The following is a 20,234-nucleotide window of genomic DNA, read 5'->3' as shown; positions in this document are numbered from 1 at the left end:
GCAAGAGGTTATGAACCAAAAAATTTTCATGATCAGCTTCAGGACATCCACCGCGACTATCAGCAAAAAGAAGAAAAGCGCAAACAGGAACTGGAAGCACGAAAAAGAGCCCAACTTCAGGAAGATAAGACTAATGGAAAGGAGCATTTGGGGTTAGGTCAAAAAGTGAAAGATGCGGTTTCAGGGATTTCCTCAGATACGGGCCTACATGTTGCAGAGGATTTTCGCCTCACCAAAAAGGCCATCTTCGTGGCAGCAAAGAGGTCCCTGGAACTGGTACTTAATGCTTTTTCAACTATGCTGTTGATGTATTTTTTGTTGCCAGTGGGATATTTATGGGTTGGCTTTAAGTTGTTCAAATCAATGTTTTCGCCAAATTTTGAAGTTTTTAATAATGGACAAAATAAACTATGAAGGATACTGAGCAGGTAGAAAGAATAACTGCATTTCTCGAAAAAATAGGGTTGGAGTTAGAATTTAAAAAATTGGATGGTTCCACATTCCTTCCAGGTATACATGTGGAAAGAGGAAAGATTCAAATTGACAAAGAAAAACTACTTTACCCAGGGGACTTGCTTCATGAAGCAGGTCATCTCGCCTTATTGACTCCTGACGAAAGGATGAAAACAAGTGGAAACATTGAACCCGGTGAAAATAAACAAGAAAGTATGGAAATGGGGGTGATCTGCTGGTCATGGGCAGCTCTCGTACATCTCCAGCTTGATCCAAAAGTTGTTTTTCATGACAATGGGTACAGGGGTGCATCCAATTATTACATCAATATGTACTCCACCGGCCAATGTATAGGTTTGCCATTGCTGCAATGGGCGGAGTTGTGCAAACATCAAACCGACCCTACTGATTTGCCTGCATTCCCTCACATGTTAAAATGGCTTAGGGAATAGGTTTATGTGGTGATTTAGGTGCTGAGTGCATGGCTACTATGGAACATATTCAAGCATCAGCTCAGGTCGCAAACCTCCCTTGAATTTAGGTTTGACCATTTTGCCTGCTCTGTTACGTGGCCTGTCGAGCGTCAGTGGCAATGGTAGCTCCGATTGATAGGCAGTCAGTTTTTCATTATCAAACAGATGAATATTTGTGCAGAGCTTAAGGTATTCAAGGTCAATTTCGGGCATTCAGTAGTACTTCCGAGTCTTGTTTAGGTAGGGTGGTAAAATCTAGATCATATGCCCTGTTTGCCTTTAGCCTTTATGATTTATTTTTTTGTGCCTCTGACATGCTTGTCGTGTTTTTGTCGTAATCCGTTTTTAGGGCCAAACCTCCTTGTCTCTTAATTTGGCGGCTTAGATTTTTGGGATGTGTCGTGGATGATAACAGCCCAGAATCGAAGTGCAAAAAAACTATGGATGAACATATAGGCGTTATCAAAATGTTTGTTGGAAATTTTGTGCCTCAAGACTACCTATGGTGTAGCGGGCAGACTTTGGAGATAGCATATTATACTTCATTGTATTCAATTATTGGCACAACCTATGGAGGAGACGGACGGACAACATTTAAGCTACCAGACCTTCGGGGTAGAATGCCGATCGGTGCAGGGCAAGGACCCGGCTTATCTACTTATTCACTGGGTGCCATGGGTGGAAATGAAACAAGTCAACTTGAGTTGGACCAACTCCCAACTCACAACCATGCCGCAACTTTTTATCCGACCAAAGATGGGAATAGTGGCCCTCTTACAGCAACAGTTTCAGTAATTGCTAGTATAGGCGGAATTGTTACAAATGATCCAGCCGGTGCTTATTGGGCACAGGCACCAAATGCGGGAGCATTTCCCGTGAAACCGTATTCAACTGCTTTAGGAACAGCGGTAGAGATGGCTTCTGATGCTGTACAAGTTACCCTGTCAGGCGGTATTACAGAAGGAACTGTAAATGTTGCCAATGAGGGGCTTGGACAGGCGTTTTCAAACATGAGCCCATATGTTACGTGCAATTTTATCATCTGTATTAATGGAACGTATCCCCCACGGAATTAACCAAACTTGTTTTATAATATTAAGTATGTCAAAAAGTAAGATCAACAATTTAATGGGAGTGTATTTTTCACTCCTTTTCTTTCTTGTTTCTTTTGTAGGGTTCTCACAAACTACCTTTGATTTTGAATCTTCGAATTCTGGATTTAGTTCCAAAGCTTTTTCCCACACCAATGGAGGCTATACCCTTGATGTTACTTCTTTAAGCCAGAATTTGGTAAGCGGTAGTGCTTACTTCGTGGTTGTAAGTGGGAGTGAGTCGGTCATAAATGATTATTCCATGGCTCCAGAGACTTCTACCACTTTTGCTCTGTCAGGAGGTCTCACGTTTGATTTAGTTTCCCTCAAAGTGGCTGACGTGAGTGACGCGGGCGAGAGCCTAACCTTTACAACTGATAAGGGAACCGCAAGTTTTTCAGTTAGTCCAGGGACTTCTCTGGCAGCTGTTACACTCAGTGCATCTGGAAACCCTGACGAATCAAATCTTCAAGGGATCACTTATTTTACAATCACATCCGTAAATGGCTACATCTTCGGTTTCGACGATGTGGTATTGAATAATATTTCATCAGGGGATACTTCTCCTCCATCCGTATCCAGCATTACACTTTCGGGAAGTCCGGCTGCCAGCGCATCTTCTGTGACTTATGTTGTAGTTTTTGATGAAAATGTCAGTGGAGTCAGTGCAGATGACTTTCAGGTCACCCAGGTTTCTGGTGATGCTTCCGGGTCTGTAACGGGTGTATCTGGTTCTGGAAGCACCTATAACGTCACTGTTGGATCAATATCCGGAACTGGGGCCATTCGTCTGGACTTAAAATCAAATACAAATATTACTGACGCATCTGGGAACGGAAACGGCTCGAATGGTTACGTAATTTCTTATACTTCTGGTGGTACACATACCGTAGCAATGGTGACTCCGCCAACTGTTACTACCACTATGGTCAATTCATTTACCGCTACATCTGCTACTCTGGGAGGAAATGTCACTGATGATGGCGGAGCGGAAGTTACCGATCGGGGTGTAGTGATTTCGACTTCAGATACTGATCCGGAAATTGGTGATGCAGGTGTCACTAAGGATGGGAATGGATCAGGAACAGGTGTTTTTAGTGAAACTATTGCGAGTTTCTCTGGTAGCACGACCTACTACGTAAAGGCCTATGCGACCAACTCGGCCGGAACGAGTTATGGGAGTGTAGTAAGTTTCACCACGGATCTTCAGATCAGCATAGATGACCCGTCAGAAACAGAAGGCACAGCCTTGACCTTTACGGTGAGCCTTTCTGGAGCCGCTCCAGCTGGTGGAGTGACGGTTGACTATACCACCTCTGATGTCACAGCTGTCGCAGGTACAGATTACACTGCAGCATCAGGCACCTTGACCTTCGCAGAAGGGGAGTCGAGCAAAACAATTGCGGTTAGTGTAACTGGAGATGACATTGTAGAGCCGAGCGAAACCCTTGTTGTCACACTCAGCAACAACACAGGAGACTCTGAGATTCCCGACCCTACCGGTACAGGCAGCATTGTCAACGATGATTTTTGTTCATTTACTATTTCTGCTGAGTCCGTTAATGAAGATGATGGTACCCTAACATTTAGTGTTACAGCCAGTCATGACGTTGATGGAAGTTATTCGGTTCCCATTAACACTCAGAATTTTATAGCCAGCACATTGGATAATGACTATATAGGTATTACGAATCATATGGTAGACTTTGCCGGGAATGCTGGGGAAAGCTACAATGTTGATGTCACCATCACCCAGGATAATAAAATTGAAATTGATGAGCGGTTCCGCACTGCTACTGGTTTTGTAACCAACACCTCGATACCATCAGGGTATTTTTTGAGTGGGGCTGCTTTTCAAATAATTGTCAATGATGATTTTGCTGGCTTCACAGTTGCAGAAAGCGATGGCACCACAGCCACCAGTGAAACAGGCACCACGGATGATTTAACAGTGGTTTTGGATGCCCAGCCGTCAAGCAATGTAGTGATTACGGTTAGCAGTGGTGATACCGGGGAAGGGACAGTTGATGTAGCAAGTCTCACCTTTACCAATGCCAATTGGAACACCCCCCAAACCGTGACGATAGATGGAGTAGATGATGCATTGCTGGATGGAGACATCACCTACAGCATCACCCTGTCGATAGATGATGCCAACAGCGACAACAATTTTGATGCGTTGGAAGACCAAACCGTATCGGTAACCAACGCAGACGATGATGCCGTTCAGATCAGCATAAATGACCCTTCAGAAACAGAAGGCACAGCCTTGACCTTTACGGTAAGCCTTTCTGGAGCAGCTCCGGCCGGTGGAGTGACGGTTGACTATATCACCTCTGATGGCACAGCTGTCGCAGGCACAGATTATACTGCAGCATCAGGTACCTTGACCTTTGCAGAAGGCGAATCAAGCAAAGAAATAGCCGTGACGATATCAGGAGACGAAACGGTAGAGGCCGATGAAACCTTTACCATCACCCTGTCCAACAACACAGGCGACTCAGAAATATCCGATGCGACAGGAACGGGTACCATCACCAATGACGACCAGGCCATAGTGACCATTGCCGATGTGTCAGCTGATGAAGATGACGGATCAGTGACCATTACCTTGATATTGGACAAAACAGTGGATGGTGGCTTAACCCTGGACCTGAGCACTTCCGATGGCACAGCCACTATTGCTGATGGGGACTATACTGCATTGGCAGGAGAGACCGTGACTTTTTCGGGTACAACAGGAGAGACAGAGGAAGTGATCATCACCCTTGGATCAGACAGCAAAGTAGAGAACAACGAGACGCTTACGGTAAGCATGGGTAACCTGGTGGTATCTACTGTAGCTTCCGGGGACATAGACATTACAGGCGGGGCAACCGTAACGATCACCAATGATGATACGGCACGGATTACCATCAATGATGTGTCGGGCAATGAGGATGACGGGCCTGTTGCTTTAACTGCTACCCTGGACAATCCGGTAGAAGGAGGCTTTTCGGTAGATGTAAACACTATTGATGGAACTGCAACAGTAGCTAATAGTGATTATACTTCATTGGCCGATCATACCCTGATATTTGCAGGAACAGCTGGTGAGGCTTATACCTTTAATGTGAGCTTAACTTCTGATAATAAGGTTGAATCTAATGAATCATTAACAGTCACATTATCCAATTTAGTCGCAACAGTTTCAACAAGCGATGTGATTATTACGGATCAGGCGGTGATAGCCATTATCAATGATGACAACCTCCCCGTCATTTCTGCTTCACAAAGCTTCGATGTAGATGAAAATACGGCTAATGGAACCCACGTGGGAATAGTAGCTGCTACTGATGCGGATGCTGGCACAACTTTCAGTAATTGGGCGATTACAGATGGAAATGGGGATGGGATTTTTGTGATCAATTCAAATACAGGAGCTATCACTGTAGCAAACAACACTAATCTTGACTATGAAATCACTATAAATTATGAGCTGACATTGACGGTTAGTGATGGTACCAACACCTCCAGTTCGGAGACGATAACTATCAATGTCAACGACCTTAATGATAACATTCCGATTATCACTTCAGCAGCAACAGCGAGTGTGCTTGAAAACAGCACTTCTGTGCTGACAATTGTTGCCACTGATGCTGATGCTGGCACAAGTGTCGTTTATAGTATCTCTGGTGGAGATGATCAGACGAGGTTTAGCATTGTTTCATCCACAGGTGTATTGACATTCGTGGTGGCCCCTGATTTTGAAAGCCCAAACGATGCGGGGGCGGATAACGTCTATCAGGTTTCAGTAAATGCCAGCGACGGGCTATATTCAGTGAGCCAGGATATTGCCATTAGCGTTACAGACCAGAATGACAATAAGCCTGTTGTTTCTATTGCTACCTTCAATATTGATCAAAACCAGGACAACAACACTGTTATAGGTACCTTGACGGCTTCCGATGCGGATGTGGGCACCATATTCCAAAATTGGGTGATATTAAGTGATAATAACAACGGGGTATTTACTTTGAATCGAAACACTGGAGCCCTCTCTCTGGTGAACCAAACTTTACTTGTGGATTCAATGGTGCCGTTGTTAGTGACAGTAGGAGACGGTGCAAATGTGTCCGACCCTGCTGTTATTACCATCAATGTAGAAATAGATCAGGAAACAGACTCAGATGGAGATGGCCTGCTGGATGCATTGGAAGACATCAACGAAGACGGCAATATCAATAACGACGACTCAGATGGAGATGGACTGGCAAACTATCTTGATGATGATGATGATGGAGATGGACTCACTACCCGCTCGGAGGATGTCAATCAGGATGGAGACCCACGAAATGACGATAGTGACAATGACGGTATACCAGACTATCTGGATGTGGAATCGCTTGTGGCGAAAACAAAAATTCCCCAGGGGATTAGCCCGGGAGGGGATGGGGTGAATGATAGTTGGGTGGTGCCTGGTATTGAAGGTTATCCGGACAATACAGTTTATATCTACAACCGATGGGGCACCCTGGTGTATGAAGTAGGGGGCTATGATAATGATTCCAAGTCATTTAAGGGAGACTCTAATAAAGGGATTGTTGGAAATGCCAACCTTCCTGATGGAACCTACTTCTATGTGATAGATTTTGGAAATGGAGCAAAAAGAAAAGGGTACTTGATTATAAAGCGATAGGCAGAAAAGCATTAAATGATGAAACGAAACATTAATATTTTTATAATCCTGATTTTGGTTGGCTTCAGTACTGTTGCGCAACAGCAACCTCAATACACGCAGTTTGCAGATGCTAAAATGTTTTTCAACCCAGCTTTTGCCGGAATCCGTGAGGGAGTCAATGCCACCTTGCTAGGTCGGTGGCAGTGGGTAGGTTTTGAGGGCGCACCCAATACCCAGGCTATCAGCTTTGATTCCAGGATGCCATCCAAAAATATTGGTTTAGGATTGATGATAAATAGGGATGAAGTAGCTGTCACAAACCTGACTTCCGTTCAGCTAAACTATTCATATCAAATTCTGGTAGGTGGCGGTCGTTTGGGGATGGGGCTTTCTGCTAACCTCAATATGTTTGCTGTCAATTACAACGAAGCTTATACACTAACACCAGATAATGCTTTTGCAACTGGCTTCAGGAGCACCAAAGCCAATTTTGGAACAGGCTTTCATTATGAGCATGAAAAGTGGTATGTAGGCGGTTCATTTCCCTCAATGGTCAACAGTACTTTCGAAAATGATGGAGAAACTTACTACGGACAGAAACGTCACTTCTACTTCATGAGTGGCTATAGGTATCAACTCAACGAAAATTTCACGCTTGAGCCCAATGTGCTTTTGAAGGTTGTAAGTGGGTCGCCGCTATCTGGGGATTTTAATGTCACTTCCTGGTACAAGGGTGTTGTGGCTGCAGGGATATCTTATCGATCTTCCGAATCTATAGATATGATTCTTCAATTTAAACCCATGGAGGAATTGAAAGTGGGTTATGCTTATGACTATTTGGTGGATAAGGAAACCAGCCAATTGGGCAATTCCTCTCACGAAGTGTTGCTGTCCTACACGCTTCCCTGGAAAAACAGGGATCAGGACAACGATGGTATTCCCGATAGGAAAGACGAATGCCCAGCTAAGTTTGGACCGGAATCAAGCGGAGGTTGTCCTATCCCAGATACTGACAATGATGGCGTCCCAGATAGTGAAGATGAGTGCATTAATGTGGCCGGTGTCATGAAGTTGGATGGGTGCCCTGATTCTGATAAAGACGGTGTAAGGGATAGTGAGGATGCTTGCCCCTACTCATCAGGGACTCGAGCCAATGGCGGATGTCCTGATACAGATAATGATGGCGTGATAGATATCAAAGATGAGTGCCCGAACATTGAAGGACCTAAGGATCTGGGTGGTTGTCCGGATAGTGATGGAGATGGAGTAAGGGATGTGGACGACAAATGCCCAGAAGAAAAAGGAGATTCGGGTAATGGCGGTTGTCCTGTAATATCGGAAGAAGCCAAGGCAGTAATGACGGAGGCCTTAGAGGGTGTTCAATTTCAATCAGGTAAGGATGTGCTTACGGAGGGATCCTATCGCGTATTGGATAAGGTAGCAAAACTTATGCAGGATAATACATCTTACAAACTGAAAATTTCTGGTTACACAGATAGTTCAGGCGATGATGAGGCCAACCTGAGGTTGTCTAGCCAAAGGGCGATGAGTGTGAGAAAATACTTGATGGACAAGGGTGTTGAAGCCAGTCGAATAGAAGCGAGGGGTTATGGGGAAGCAAATCCAATAGCTGATAATGCCACAGCGAAGGGAAGAGCAAAAAACCGTAGGGTAGAGTTTGATATTGTGTATAACCGTTAACTTGGACATAGGAAACTGTGAATAGAGAAGAGGTTCCAATGGAACGGAACTTGCTTTTTAATTCTTGCTTGGGCCTTGAACATAATTAATTCAGTTTAATTAAGGACGAGCAAATTGATTATTCAGTTTAAAATTGGGATAAGGTTGTTTTGGATTGGGATGATTGGATTCATAATAATTAGAGAGACATTGCACTATTAAGTTGAAAGACTTGAGTAGTGCAATGTCATAAAATTCATACTCATTTTAATCAAGTACAAATAGCCGTTTATACGCCCGGCCCTTGTGGTTCTCCTGAGGCTCTCTAAATTCTATTCCAGGGTATACCTGCCAGCATCAGCAGCAGTGCAGCCCCAAAGAAAATGGCCTGTAGCTTGAATTTTTTAGCGGAATCGGCAACTTTTTTTGATTTACTTCTACCGATCTGGGCCGCCACCACAGCGAGTACCATCATTGTCGTGTGCTCTACGGCCCAAAACCTCAACTCCGGATTTTTCATGGCTCCGCCAAAGTCGCTTAAGGCACTTTCTGTAATGGGGCTCAGGAAAAAATAAAGAATCAGACCTAAGAGCAGTTGAAGGTGCATGGTTCCCACAAAAGAGGCTGCAAAAATGTTGTCTTTCTTTCCAAACACACTTTTTCCACTGAGTCCCATCAAAGATTTGACGGTTACAAAAATGGCCAATGCCAGCGCGACCCATCTGAGGGTAGAGTGAATGTGAAGAAAAGCTGTATAGGTGTTCATGAGAGAGATATTAAGGGTTGAAAGTAGTTGATCTCCAAAGATAAGTTGACTTTGAAGAGTGCCTCAACATTCTGATTAAAACTTTTGGTACATGCCGTGACCTTCTTCGTCTACCAGAAGAGTGATTTGGTCTAATGAAATTTTTATTTCTATAGAAGAATGACTTACTTTCTATTATGATTTCTGCCAAACGGCAGAAGTGCTCCCCTTCATCGCCTGAATAGCGAGCTCTTTATTTAAAGGCTCGCTTTTTTTTGTGCCTGATCTGTGTCCAGTTGGCTTGATATATAGTTGATCACTTCCGAGAAGGCGATAATCTTGTAATGTCCTAATCCTTTTGTTTGCACAAAATGAGCCCTTGGAAAAGCTTCTTTGAGTTCTTCACCTCTCTGATAAGGAACAATGTGGTCCTGCTCATCATAAATGAGGTGGACATTCATGTTTTGCAATTTCTCAGCTTTGTTACGCAGATCAAAGTACTCTACAGGCTGCGCGTAGTTTTTTTCCACCAGCTTACACATTTCCTCATACACGGTATCCCTGTAGCCAAGCTCTCTGATGGTGTCATGGAAGAAGTACCTCACAAAGGGTGGTGATGAAATGAGAAAGAGTTGTTTGGGCTGAAGGGCAGGGGACAGCTCTGAGGACAGGATACCTGCTGCAAGGCCACCTAACGAATGACCGATGAGTGCTTCATAGGGCCCATTGGCTACATAGTGGTCTTTGAGAATATCCCGAAATTCAGGCAAGGCAGTGTGTGTGCCTTCCGATTGGCCATGGGCCTTCATGTCGATGCCTTCTACCACATATCCTGCTGCTACCAACGACTCAATCATTCGCCTGAAATCTGCCGCCTTGGATCGCCATCCATGACACAGAAGTACTCTGGGTCCCGTGTCGCCCCATTGGTAGGTGACCACTTTATGTTTCCCATAGTTCATCGTTTTAGTGGTCGTATTTTGCACCAGTTCCTGTTGAGCACTGGTGAACTTTACTTTGCCTGGTTTGGTAAAGTAATGCCAGATAATTTCTGATGTTTTCTCCGGGGCTACATATTGCAATGTGAAGAGGCCTTTCTTAACCACCTCCATTTTCCAGTTGGTCTTTGGGGGTCGCTCGGCCGGTCTGCTGGTGTCCTGGATACCTGCATCTATAAATGTGGTTTGTGTTTTCATTTTAATATACCGATAGGTATTTGGATATAAAAGATTATTGACTAATGGCGTTGATTTGCATTTCCAGTCCCTGACGGATCAGCTCGAAGGACTGTTTATTGCCTTCTACTCTGGAGATGAGAATGGCTCCGGAAATGGTGGAGTAAAACATACTCGCATAGAGGTGAGCATCCACCCCCTCACGGATCTGACCTTCCTGCAGGCCCCGCGTAATGATCTGCTCAAGGGAGCCTTTGATCATGGCAATGGTGCCAACAGCTCTTGTCCTCAACATCGGGTGGTCATCATCAGCTTCCACTGAGGTGTTAATAACCGGGCATCCACCAGCAATAGGTGGATTTTCGATGTATTTTGAATAGTAAGTCAAAATAGCTTTGAGTTTATCGGGTGCCGTAGATGCAGCCTTGATGTGCGTCCTTAAATCATCCAACACCCGGCTTACCGCATATTCAAAAGAAGCAACGGCCACGGCATCTTTGTTCTCGAAATTTCCATAGATGGCACCTTTGGTCATTCCAGTAGCCTTGGTAATGTCTGAGAGTGAAGTCGCCCGGTATCCTTTCTGGTTGAAGATGGATATTGCCTTGGTGACAATCAGATTTTTGGTTGTTTCCGGGTTTCTCATGATGTAAATATACCGATCGGTATATTAAATTCAAAATCTGTTTGAAAATCTTCAGTGGATATGACGTGGATCATACTTTTTCGCTGATCAGGGAACTACATTGTGTGCTGATTCATTTTGGTTATAAACCCCGATGCCATGAAAATTGATTTGCGCAAATACCTGGAAGAGCGAGATGAGATGCACCGATCTCTGCTGAGGGATGGGCCTGTAGTGACTGTGTCCCGTGCCTATGGATGTGAAGCCAACCGCCTGGTCATGCTATTGATTCACCGGATCAATGAGTTGGGACCCGGAACCCTGAAGAAGCACCCCTGGAAGTACATTAGTAAGGAGGTCATAGACGAGTGTGCTTTCGAGCTGGGGATCAATCCGCATGATATCGACCAACGAATACTGGCGCACTCTACGGAGGGCATCAACGGTCTACTTGCGGGGTTTACCCATCACTACGAAGTGTCGGATCGCGAGATTTTGTCGAAGGTGAATGAGGTAATTGTGAGCTATGCCAAAAAGGGAAATGTGATCCTCGTAGGCCGGGGTGGCAGCATGGTCACAGAAGGAATGGATCACGTGCTCCGTATTCGACTGGAAGCGCCGCTCAAATGGAGAGCCCGGGTGATAGCTGGCAAGCTGGGCATAGGTGATGACGCGGCTTATGACCTTGTGCAGCACATGGATGATAACAGGGTACGGTGGATGGAACATTTGACGGGACGCTCCTTTGATGAACATATGTTCGACCTTACCATCAACGTAGAGAAAATGTCTGATAAAGAAACGCTTGATGTTATCCTGCAAGTGATGAAGCACAGAGGCATGATCCCAACCCAGCCTTTGGAAAGGAAGAGTCAGAAGTCCAGGGTGAGCTGAATGGGAGTGGAGTCCTCTGCATCTTTTTTCTGAAAATTGCTGATACCCACACCCAGTAGTCGTATGCCTTCTTCTCTGATCAGGGTTTGATCAGTCAGCTGATGCACTGCTTGTATGAGTTGATCCAAATGGGTCACGTTTTCTTCAAACGAAATACTTCGCGTGATTTGTTTAAAGTCACCGTATTTTACCTTGATTGTGACTGTGCGCCCATGGGTGCCATGCTTGGAATACCGCTCAAAAGTCACAGCGGCTATGTGATCCAGTTCGGCTTTTACCTCTGGAATCCGCATCAGGTTGTGGTCAAAGGTGTGCTCTGCACTCACTGATTTTCGCTCCCTGTCTGGTTTAACAGGACGCAGATCTATGCCACGGCAGATATCATAATAATAGGCTCCTGCTTTTCCGTAACGAAGGGTCAGGTCAGAAAGGGTCTTTTTACGAAGGTCACCGCCAGTGAATATTCCGGCGGTTTTCATTTTTTCTGCCGTGGCCTTCCCTATTCCAAAAAATCGATGAATGGGCATTTTTTTCAGGTACTCCTCTGCATCCTCTGGCAGGATGACAAATAGTCCATTCGGCTTATTGACGTCTGAGGCCGTTTTGGCCAAAAACTTGCAATAAGAAATGCCTGCAGAGGCTGTGAGGCCTGTTCGTTCTTTTATTTTGGCCTTGATCTCCCTGGCTATAATGGTGGCAGAAGTGAGCCCGGGTTTGTTTTCAGTCACATCCAGGTAAGCTTCGTCCAGACTGAGTGGTTCAATGAGATCTGTGTATTCCTGAAAGACATTTCGGATCTGAAGAGAAATCTCCTGATACCTTTCGAACCTTGGTTTTACGAAAATGAGGTGTGGACATTGACGGGCGGCAATGGCTGATGGCATGGCGGATTTGACCCCATACTTTCTGGCTTCATAACTGGCCGCCGCCACCACGCCACGTTCTTTGTTGCCCCCCACAGCGATGGGTTTGCCTTTCAGCTCAGGATGATCATGCTGCTCCACGGAAGCAAAGAAGGCGTCCATGTCAATGTGTATGATTTTCCTGATCGGGTGATTTTCCAAGGCAATTAGGGTGTGATAGGCTTTACGTGATATTGATTATTGTGATGCGTTTTTCATCCATTTAGGTAGGGTATTTTTTTTGTGTAAAAAAATGAAGGATCGAAAACAGTCTTTTGGGCCAATGGTTATCTTAGCTAAAACAATCAAGAAATCATGTCTCAAGTAACATTAAAGGGTAATCCGGTCAATACAATAGGAGCGCTTCCTACTAAAGGAGCAAAGGCTCCCAACTTCACATTGGTTAAATCTGACTTATCTGAAGTTTCACTTTCAGATTTTAAAGGAACGAAGGTAGTTCTGAATATATTCCCGAGCATCGATACGGGTACGTGTGCCACGTCGGTTCGTCAGTTTAACCAAAGAGCATCTGATCTGGAAAATACCGTGGTACTTTGTATCTCCAAAGATTTGCCATTTGCTCATAGCAGGTTTTGCGGAGCTGAAGGGATTAAAAATGTAGTGAGTCTCTCCACGTTCAGAGATGATAGCTTTGAGAAGGCTTATGGCGTAGGCATGGTAGATGGTCCGCTGAAAGGTCTGGTGGCACGCTCCGTAGTGGTGGTGGATGAGGAAGGTAATGTGGCCTATACGCAGTTGGTAGGTGAGATCGTAGACGAGCCGGATTATGAGTCTGCTTTGAAAGCGCTGTAAGAAATTTCACAAATTGAAAAATGGGAGGGCATCATTGATGCCCTCCCATTTTATTTCACAGTAGTTCGCTGGCAGGAATAGGCTCAGGAACGTAATTGTTGATAGGTTTGAGTGACTGCAGGTAGGTGAAAATGGCAATAAGGTCATGATCGGGCAGGTCCTTCAGGTTTTCCCATGGCATGGGGGGCATAATAGGGCGTCCCTTTTCTATTCCCATGTGTTGACCAGTTCTAATGGCTTTGATAAATACTTCTTTTGTCCAGCCTTTGATACCGGTTTCGTGAGGCGTGAGGTTTCTGGCAAATGTGATACCCCATGGGCCAGCTCCTGCAGTGAAGTCATCACTGAAAAGTACCCAATACCCGGGGCTTAACGCTCGTTTGTCTATTTCCGGGAGGGGAGAGCCCTCAGGATGGCCTGATAATGCCCTGGATTCATCAAAGTGCATCATACCCTTTTCGTCAAAGATCTTTGGGGTATGGCAGTCTCTACATCCACCTACAGTAACTAACAGCTTACCGTGTTCCAGCAATTCTGCCGTGGTGGGTTCTGTAGGTACTGGCGGAGTTTCTTGCGGGGTAGAGCACCCGATCACCGTGATGAGTGCTACTAAAAAAATGGTCTTCTTCATTTGTCAAATGTTATTATTGAAAAAAACATTGACCCATTTCAGATGAAAAGGGTTGTAAGACAAATGATGAAAATGCGTTGTTGTCGCTTATTCGATTACCGCAGATTCACATACGTAGGTAGGAATGATTCCTCTGGAATTGATTCGCATTTCAGCATGTTTGGCCAGGGTGTTTCCGGTCAGCACCAGCACCGTATCCAGCCCAAATTTATTACCTCCGATGATGTCTGTGGATAAGGTGTCACCTACCATCAGAATTTTATCTTTATCAGCTATGCCACCTTCTGCAATGGAGTGTTCGTAGGCAAAAATGAACATTTGGGCATCAGGTTTCCCAAACCGGATGAAGCGTTTGCCCACAATGTCTTCCACCATATTGGCCAGTCCACCGATGGCAATGGCCACTTCTGATCTGGAAACGGGATAGGACTTATCTGTGTTACATACAATGGTGGGGATATTTACCATGCGTAAAAGATTGATGGTCTTATTGATGTCATGCGCCCAGTCGAAGCCCTCGTCATCCAAAAAGACCAGCGCACTGATGTCTTCGGCATTTTCCAGGTTGAGATCCGCAATGGATATGGTATGTAGTCCGAGAGTCTCTATGTAATGTGCCGACCTGGGAGTGCCCAGATAAGCTACCGTTCCCGACTTCACCTTGTACTGCAGGTACTCACGGGCCAGCATGCCAGAGGAGACTATTTTATTTTGGGTGATGGAGGTGAGGCCTCGCTCCTGATAGTCCTGTGCCAGTTCGCGTGGGCCCCTGGAAGCATCATTGGTGATGATGAAATAGTCTATTCCATTTTCCTCCAGAAAACGAAAGGTATTTTCAATACCCGGTATGAGCCCGCGATGATTTTTTAGTACCCCGAAAGCATCGAAAAAGATGGTTTTGTAATTACCGGCTATTGATTTGAAAGGTGTGATGTCCATCGTTTACAGGTCTAGAGCTTTGAGTAGTTTTTCTTCATTGAATGACTTATCCAGTGTAGGAAAGTAGGTTTCGTGGGCTTCAAACTGAAGGCGACTGGCATAGAGTTCATGAAAGAAGTACCGACCATCTTTGATGACATAGTTGAGGATGAAAAAGCGGTACGTTTCTTTAAGGATTTTTATTTCCTGGGCGGTGAGCGGATATACCTTGTGGTAGGCCTTCAGGAATGTAATGAATCGATCTTCCATTAATGGGTCTACCAGGTAGCTGAAAATGGTACGGTCACCAATGGTGGAACAAACTCTGCTGAAAAAGTAAAAATCCATGACCCGGGTGCTCATCCGAAACCAGTCATAATCCCAGCGGCTAAAGAACCGGTAATCTTTATTGATGGAGAAATTACCAATGTTCCAGTCTACAAAAACCGGAATGGAGGGCATTTCCGACACGCCTATTTTGTCACAGTTTTCCAGAAACAGCGCGCACTGTTTCTTGATGGAGTCTACGTGCCCGCGATGTTCAAACTTGCCATGATCCGTTTCCAGTATTTCCAGCAGGTGGTCTATATCGTTTTCCGTTTGCTTGAAGGTAGGAGGTAAGGTGTTTTTCACCTTATTGCACGCCTTGTGAAACTTGGCGAGCTCTTCTCCCAGGGTAATGATCTGACTGTCTGATTGCTTTCTTTCCGGTTTCTGATCGATTTGGATGGGGTTATAAAAGACCACCCAGGCATCCAGCAAACTATCCTTGTGCCGGTAGACATAGAGCTGTCCATACTTGGTGAGCGACTTGGCCAGGAAGTTTTCGAAGGGCGCATGAAGGTTGTTGGCCAGTGCGTTGATGATGGTGTGATCTTCCACAAAATGATCAAATCGTCCAAAATAAGAGAGTTTTGCAATGATGATGTCTTCATCTTCGAACCGCACTCTGTAGACATGGTTAGTGGACACCTTCGCGCTGATGTCTTCTATGGTTTTTATTTTTCGGGAGCTGTCATATTCATACCAGGCATCCTCGATGATTTTGATAAAGTCAATGTTTTGATACATGTGTTAGATAATTTCGAAGTATCTTTTTAATTCCCAGTCGGTCACCTTTGCGGCAAACTGACGGCATTCCCACTCCCGGGTTTTAGTGAAGTGATCAACAAACGATTCTCCGAATAGCTCTTTTGCCAGGTCGGAGGATTTCATGGAGAGGGTAGCTTCTTTCAGGTCAGCTGGAAGTCGCCCATTGGACAGGTCCTGATAGCCATTTCCCTCTGTAGGCCGGGTGGTGAGTTTGAGGTTGTTTTCAATGCCATAGAGTCCTGATGCCAGTGCGGCTGCCATGGCCAGGTAGGGGTTGGCATCTGCTCCTGGTACTCTCAGTTCCACCCTGGTGGCTTTTTCAGAGGGGTTGATCACCCGGAGGGCAGTGGTCCGATTGTCCAGTCCCCAGGTGAGGGTGGTTGGTGCCCAGGCTCCTTCCACCAGTCGCTTATAGCTATTTATAGTAGGGGCGTACATGGGTAGAATGTGAGGCAGGGCCATGAGCTGACCTGCCATGTAGCTCTCCATAAGTGGGGAAAGCTGATGCACTCCTTTTGGGTCATAAAAAATGTTCTTACCGTTTTTCCAGAGGCTTTGGTGGATGTGTCCGCTGCAGCCCGGCAGGTCATGGTTCCATTTGGCCATGAAGCTGGCCGTTATGTCATGTCGGTGCGCAATTTCTTTAACCCCCGACTTGAAAAGCACCGCCCGGTCTGCGGCTTCCAGTGCCCCTGAATACTCAATGGCTGCTTCATATACTCCGGGTCCGGTTTCGGTATGGAGGCCTTCCAAAGGCACTTTAAACTCATCCAGTAAAGTAAACAGGTCATTGAAATAAGGGCTTTGCTGAGAAGCTCTCAGGATAGAGTAGCCAAACATGCCCGTAGTGAGGGGGGTAGGTGATTGACCCTTTTTGGCAGCCAGGGTCTCTGAGGTTTCCTGAAAGTTGAACCATTCAAACTCCTGAGAAAATCCCGTGTCGTAACCCGCTTTTTCGGCTTTTTGAATAGCTCTTTTGAGCAGAGACCTGGGGCAGGCCGGATGATTGGCGGTACTGAAATCGCCAAGAAAAAAGGGGATATGTTCATCCCAGGGGATGTTTCTATAAGTGGCCAAATCAAGGTGAAAGGTAGCGTCCGGATAGCCTGTATGCCACCCTGTGACTGTGGCATTGTCGTAGGCCGCATCCACCATATCCCAGCCAAAAACCACATCACAGAACCCGGTGCCTTGCTCCAGGGTGCTTAGAAGTTTCTCTTTTCTGATGATTTTTCCTCTGAGTACTCCATCTATGTCCGTAATGGCAACTTTAACCCTATTGTCTTCACTTTGATGAATGCGTTCGAGTATTTCCTTTTGGTTCATAGGAATGCGTTAACAGGTGAGTCAGTCAAGCTTTAAGCCTAAGTTATCCAAATCTTCAATCATGCGTTCCAGCTTCTGAATAATTTCTTTATCACTCAATTCGTCGCTTTCGATGAGGGAGTCCATCTCGTTGTAGATGCTGATTTCGTATTCTTTTTTGGCTCCCTCAGAAAATACCAGAGCATGCTTTACATGGAGCATTCCGTACTTGAGGGCCAGCCTGGCTTTGCCCAACTCATGGGATTCCACAAAGTGCTCCGAGATTTTCAATTCTGCATAAGTGAGGGCATTCAAGGCTTTAACAGAGGCTTCGTTCAGTTTTTTAACATCAAAAACTTCCCCGCTCATCTCCTCCAAAATCTGCTCTAACTGAACCACGGCTCGATCTACTTTCTCCTTGCTTTCTGGCTCCAGGTCCTGCTCTATCTTTTTGATGGCCTCTATGGCATTGTACAGATGCTGAACACTTCTGCCGTGAGCGTCTTCTTCAAAATATGTCCGTGAATTGGAAAGCAGAATGTCGGGCTGAAGGGCTTGATCCGTCAGCCCTGCCGGTTGAGTGTGTTCCATCAGCGAACCCACGCCAAACAGAATGCCAAATGTAACGACCACAAAAAGGATGTATCCTACTGCTTTCAAATTGTTATTATTTTGATGTAATGTCACAAACTCTGTAACAGATTGTAACATAGTTCAAACTTACAAGGGATGAAATCGTTTTAGACTCTTAATTACTGAAAATAATGCAACAACTTAATCAGCAATACTGGGAAGCCCGCTATCAGAATGGTCATACAGGCTGGGATGCAGGCACCATTACCACTCCGCTTCGGGATTACTTTGATCAGCTGACCAATAAGTCTGTGAGTGTGTTAATCCCAGGTGCTGGAAATGCCCACGAAGCGGCTTACATGCATAAGGAGGGGTTTAGCAATGTGCATGTGTTGGACATCTCCCAGTCTGCACTCCATCAATTTCAACTGAGACATCCTGATTTTCCCGAGAGTCATATTCATCAGGGAGATTTCTGGGCACATTTGGGCCAGTATGATCTCATCATTGAGCAGACTTTTTTTTGTGCGATCGATCCGTCGCTCAGGGCTGCATATGTTGCCAAGACCAGTGATTTATTGAAGCAGAGAGGAAAACTGGTTGGTGTTCTTTGGAATCATCCGATGGGTGAAGCGGAGCCGCCCTTCGGTGGATCGGTGACTGAATATGTTGAACTTTTTTCTGAGCGGTTTGAAATCAATGTAATGGAAACTGCCTACAATTCTATCAAGCCCCGGGCGGGGCGTGAGGTTTTTATTAAACTGACAAAAAAGTAATGGAGTATGTACTGATTAAATACGTTCATTTTCTGGGAATTTTCGCCGTAGTAGGCAGCCTGTTTGCAGAGGCTATTTTGGTGAAACCCAGGATGACAAGAGCAGAATTGTTTTTTCTTTCCAAGATAGATGGTGTTTATGGCATAGGGGCTTTGGTGGCTGTGGGTGCCGGACTGCTGTTGTGGTTTGGAGTGGGCAAGCCTGCTGAATTCTACACACAGAATTGGATTTTTCTCACCAAGGTAGGTTTATTTACCACTGTGGGTTTATTGTCTATTTGGCCCACGGTGTTTTTTCTGAAGGTGAGGAAAGGGAATCCGGACGAAGAAGTGACTATTCCCGGCCCCATTCGCCTGATGGTTCGGGTGGAGGTAGCTCTGCTGGTGGTGATTCCTGCTATGGCTGTGCTAATGGCGAATGGAATTGGGGTTTACTGAGGTGTTGGTAGCATAAAACCCAGGTAATCATGATGGTGAGTAAAGCTGATGGGTAACCGCTGATGGCTAAGAACGGGGAGACCTTTTTCGTCTGCACTGATGATTGTTTCCTCGTTATAATTCAGTTTGATGTATTGGATGAGCATTGTTCGTACCTCAGCAGATGGAGAGGAAGTTTTCCTTTTCAAGATTTGATAATGACAGGGGCGAACTTCGCTGTATGCCACGGCGTAAATGACTGACTGCTCCTGAAAAATACTTCCCCGCAGGTTGTTGGATTGAAAAGTGAGATGATTGCCTTCCTGTGATATTGTGATGGCTATCTTCTTTGGATCAAAGGGAATGATTTCTCTATAAGCTTTGAATACAGCTTCTTTGGCAGTCCAAAGGTGCCAGAAGCGGAGTGGGTGATCAGGGAAGTGATCGGCTGGGTGGGAGATGAGGCGCAGAGCCCGATGGTCTCGTGGTTTGAGCTGTGGGTCTGAGAGGTCTACCAGATCTATCCCTACCATGCTCACTCTACCAGAATTTCATGCTCAATTGACCAGACCATTCCTTTCTGACCATTATCGTCCTTCTCATGGATGTAATTTACTGGAATGTCTTCTCTGAATAACTCATAGAAAATTTCCCAGTTCTTGTCAAAGCCCATAAAGCCCTCGTAAGGGGGCTCGTTATAAAGTTCTATGCGAATTTTGTTTTTGCCCGTTCGCAGCTGTTCGGTAAAACCAAAGGAGACGTCTTCGTCTTTTTTTTCCAGGCCTTTTCCACTATCAAATGCCAGTTCACCATTGATGAATACCTTTACCTGGTTGTCGATTTTGTAAAATTTGATCCAGTGGCCTTCTACCTCACCAGCCTCGATGGTGCGCTGTTCTTCCTCTTTGGATGGGAATTCACTTTTGGAAAAACAACCACTGAGTGTGAAAATTGTAAATGCCAGTAAGAGGTATTTGATGGTTTGCATAAACGTCAGATTCTTCTTTTCTCA

The 20,234-nt window shown here is 45.3% G+C and carries 19 protein-coding genes; 8 read left to right on the top strand and 11 right to left on the bottom strand.

Annotated elements, in window-relative coordinates:
• The first annotated feature begins 410 nt into the window (after positions 1–410).
• The 4 genes from RIH33_RS05705 (at position 411) to RIH33_RS05690 (ending at position 8,378) form a co-directional block, all read left to right on the top strand.
• Positions 411–905: a hypothetical protein gene (locus RIH33_RS05705; protein ID WP_406650714.1), complete on the top strand. Its 495-nt coding sequence runs from the start codon at positions 411–413 to the stop codon at positions 903–905.
• A 461-nt stretch (positions 906–1,366) separates the two neighbouring features.
• The gene (locus RIH33_RS05700; protein ID WP_406650715.1) at positions 1,367–2,002 is read left to right on the top strand and encodes a phage tail protein; all 636 of its coding nucleotides are present in this window, start codon (positions 1,367–1,369) and stop codon (positions 2,000–2,002) included.
• Between the two features lie 25 nt (positions 2,003–2,027).
• Positions 2,028–6,695, top strand: a complete 4,668-nt coding sequence (locus RIH33_RS05695; protein WP_406658699.1) for a Calx-beta domain-containing protein — start codon at positions 2,028–2,030, stop codon at positions 6,693–6,695.
• Positions 6,696–6,710: 15 nt separating this feature from the next.
• On the top strand, positions 6,711–8,378 hold the full coding sequence (locus RIH33_RS05690; protein ID WP_406650717.1) for a PorP/SprF family type IX secretion system membrane protein: 1,668 nt from the start codon (positions 6,711–6,713) through the stop codon (positions 8,376–8,378).
• Positions 8,379–8,682: 304 nt separating this feature from the next.
• On the opposite strand, the gene RIH33_RS05685 is transcribed toward RIH33_RS05690, so the two are convergent.
• The 3 genes from RIH33_RS05685 to RIH33_RS05675 all read right to left on the bottom strand — a co-directional run bounded on the left by RIH33_RS05685 (position 8,683) and on the right by RIH33_RS05675 (position 10,923).
• Entirely contained in the window at positions 8,683–9,123 is a 441-nt protein-coding gene (locus RIH33_RS05685; protein WP_406650718.1) for a hypothetical protein, read from the bottom strand.
• Between the two features lie 236 nt (positions 9,124–9,359).
• Positions 9,360–10,298, bottom strand: coding sequence for an alpha/beta fold hydrolase (locus tag RIH33_RS05680; RefSeq protein ID WP_406650719.1), 939 nt, complete (start codon positions 10,296–10,298; stop codon positions 9,360–9,362).
• A gap of 34 nt (positions 10,299–10,332) precedes the next feature.
• Positions 10,333–10,923, bottom strand: coding sequence for a TetR/AcrR family transcriptional regulator (locus tag RIH33_RS05675; protein WP_406650720.1), 591 nt, complete (start codon positions 10,921–10,923; stop codon positions 10,333–10,335).
• A 138-nt stretch (positions 10,924–11,061) separates the two neighbouring features.
• Here RIH33_RS05675 and RIH33_RS05670 point away from each other — a divergent pair, with 138 nt between their 5' ends.
• Positions 11,062–11,796 (top strand): AAA family ATPase, encoded by a 735-nt coding sequence (locus tag RIH33_RS05670; protein WP_406650721.1) that lies wholly within the window; start codon positions 11,062–11,064, stop codon positions 11,794–11,796.
• Here RIH33_RS05670 and dinB read toward each other — a convergent pair.
• On the bottom strand, positions 11,775–12,860 hold the full coding sequence (dinB, locus tag RIH33_RS05665) for a DNA polymerase IV (protein WP_406650722.1): 1,086 nt from the start codon (positions 12,858–12,860) through the stop codon (positions 11,775–11,777). The two genes, RIH33_RS05670 and dinB, sit on opposite strands and share 22 nt — an antisense overlap.
• Positions 12,861–13,013: 153 nt before the next feature.
• Here dinB and tpx point away from each other — a divergent pair, with 153 nt between their 5' ends.
• Positions 13,014–13,511: a thiol peroxidase gene (gene tpx / locus RIH33_RS05660; protein ID WP_406650723.1), complete on the top strand. Its 498-nt coding sequence runs from the start codon at positions 13,014–13,016 to the stop codon at positions 13,509–13,511.
• A gap of 55 nt (positions 13,512–13,566) precedes the next feature.
• Here tpx and RIH33_RS05655 read toward each other — a convergent pair whose 3' ends face one another.
• The 5 genes from RIH33_RS05655 to RIH33_RS05635 form a co-directional block, all read right to left on the bottom strand.
• Positions 13,567–14,142 carry a diheme cytochrome c-553 gene (locus RIH33_RS05655; RefSeq protein WP_406650724.1) on the bottom strand — a complete coding sequence of 192 codons (576 nt, stop codon included), beginning with the start codon at positions 14,140–14,142 and terminating at the stop codon, positions 13,567–13,569.
• A gap of 87 nt (positions 14,143–14,229) precedes the next feature.
• Positions 14,230–15,081, bottom strand: coding sequence for an HAD-IIA family hydrolase (locus RIH33_RS05650; protein ID WP_406650725.1), 852 nt, complete (start codon positions 15,079–15,081; stop codon positions 14,230–14,232).
• Positions 15,082–15,084: 3 nt separating this feature from the next.
• Positions 15,085–16,131 (bottom strand): hypothetical protein, encoded by a 1,047-nt coding sequence (locus RIH33_RS05645; RefSeq protein WP_406650726.1) that lies wholly within the window; start codon positions 16,129–16,131, stop codon positions 15,085–15,087.
• A gap of 3 nt (positions 16,132–16,134) precedes the next feature.
• Positions 16,135–17,478: a glutamine synthetase family protein gene (locus tag RIH33_RS05640; protein WP_406650727.1), complete on the bottom strand. Its 1,344-nt coding sequence runs from the start codon at positions 17,476–17,478 to the stop codon at positions 16,135–16,137.
• Positions 17,479–17,499: 21 nt separating this feature from the next.
• Positions 17,500–18,117, bottom strand: a complete 618-nt coding sequence (locus tag RIH33_RS05635; protein WP_406650728.1) for a hypothetical protein — start codon at positions 18,115–18,117, stop codon at positions 17,500–17,502.
• Positions 18,118–18,221: 104 nt separating this feature from the next.
• Between RIH33_RS05635 and RIH33_RS05630 the strand changes: the two genes are divergently transcribed.
• Positions 18,222–18,806: an SAM-dependent methyltransferase gene (locus RIH33_RS05630; protein WP_406650729.1), complete on the top strand. Its 585-nt coding sequence runs from the start codon at positions 18,222–18,224 to the stop codon at positions 18,804–18,806.
• Positions 18,806–19,243: a DUF2214 family protein gene (locus tag RIH33_RS05625; RefSeq protein ID WP_406650730.1), complete on the top strand. Its 438-nt coding sequence runs from the start codon at positions 18,806–18,808 to the stop codon at positions 19,241–19,243. Before RIH33_RS05630 ends, RIH33_RS05625 begins: the two co-directional genes overlap by 1 nt.
• Here RIH33_RS05625 and RIH33_RS05620 read toward each other — a convergent pair.
• The gene (locus tag RIH33_RS05620; protein ID WP_406650731.1) at positions 19,237–19,755 is read right to left on the bottom strand and encodes a 4'-phosphopantetheinyl transferase superfamily protein; all 519 of its coding nucleotides are present in this window, start codon (positions 19,753–19,755) and stop codon (positions 19,237–19,239) included. The genes RIH33_RS05625 and RIH33_RS05620 overlap by 7 nt on opposite strands.
• Positions 19,756–19,757: 2 nt before the next feature.
• Positions 19,758–20,210, bottom strand: coding sequence for a hypothetical protein (locus RIH33_RS05615; protein ID WP_406650732.1), 453 nt, complete (start codon positions 20,208–20,210; stop codon positions 19,758–19,760).
• Between the last annotated feature and the right edge of the window lie 24 nt (positions 20,211–20,234).

Source organism: Marinoscillum sp. (assembly GCF_040222955.1).
In the GTDB taxonomy this organism is placed as follows: Bacteria; Bacteroidota; Bacteroidia; order Cytophagales; family Cyclobacteriaceae; genus Marinoscillum.
Note: the sequence above shows the minus strand (reverse complement) of the source record. Positions and strands in the feature narration are given on the sequence as shown.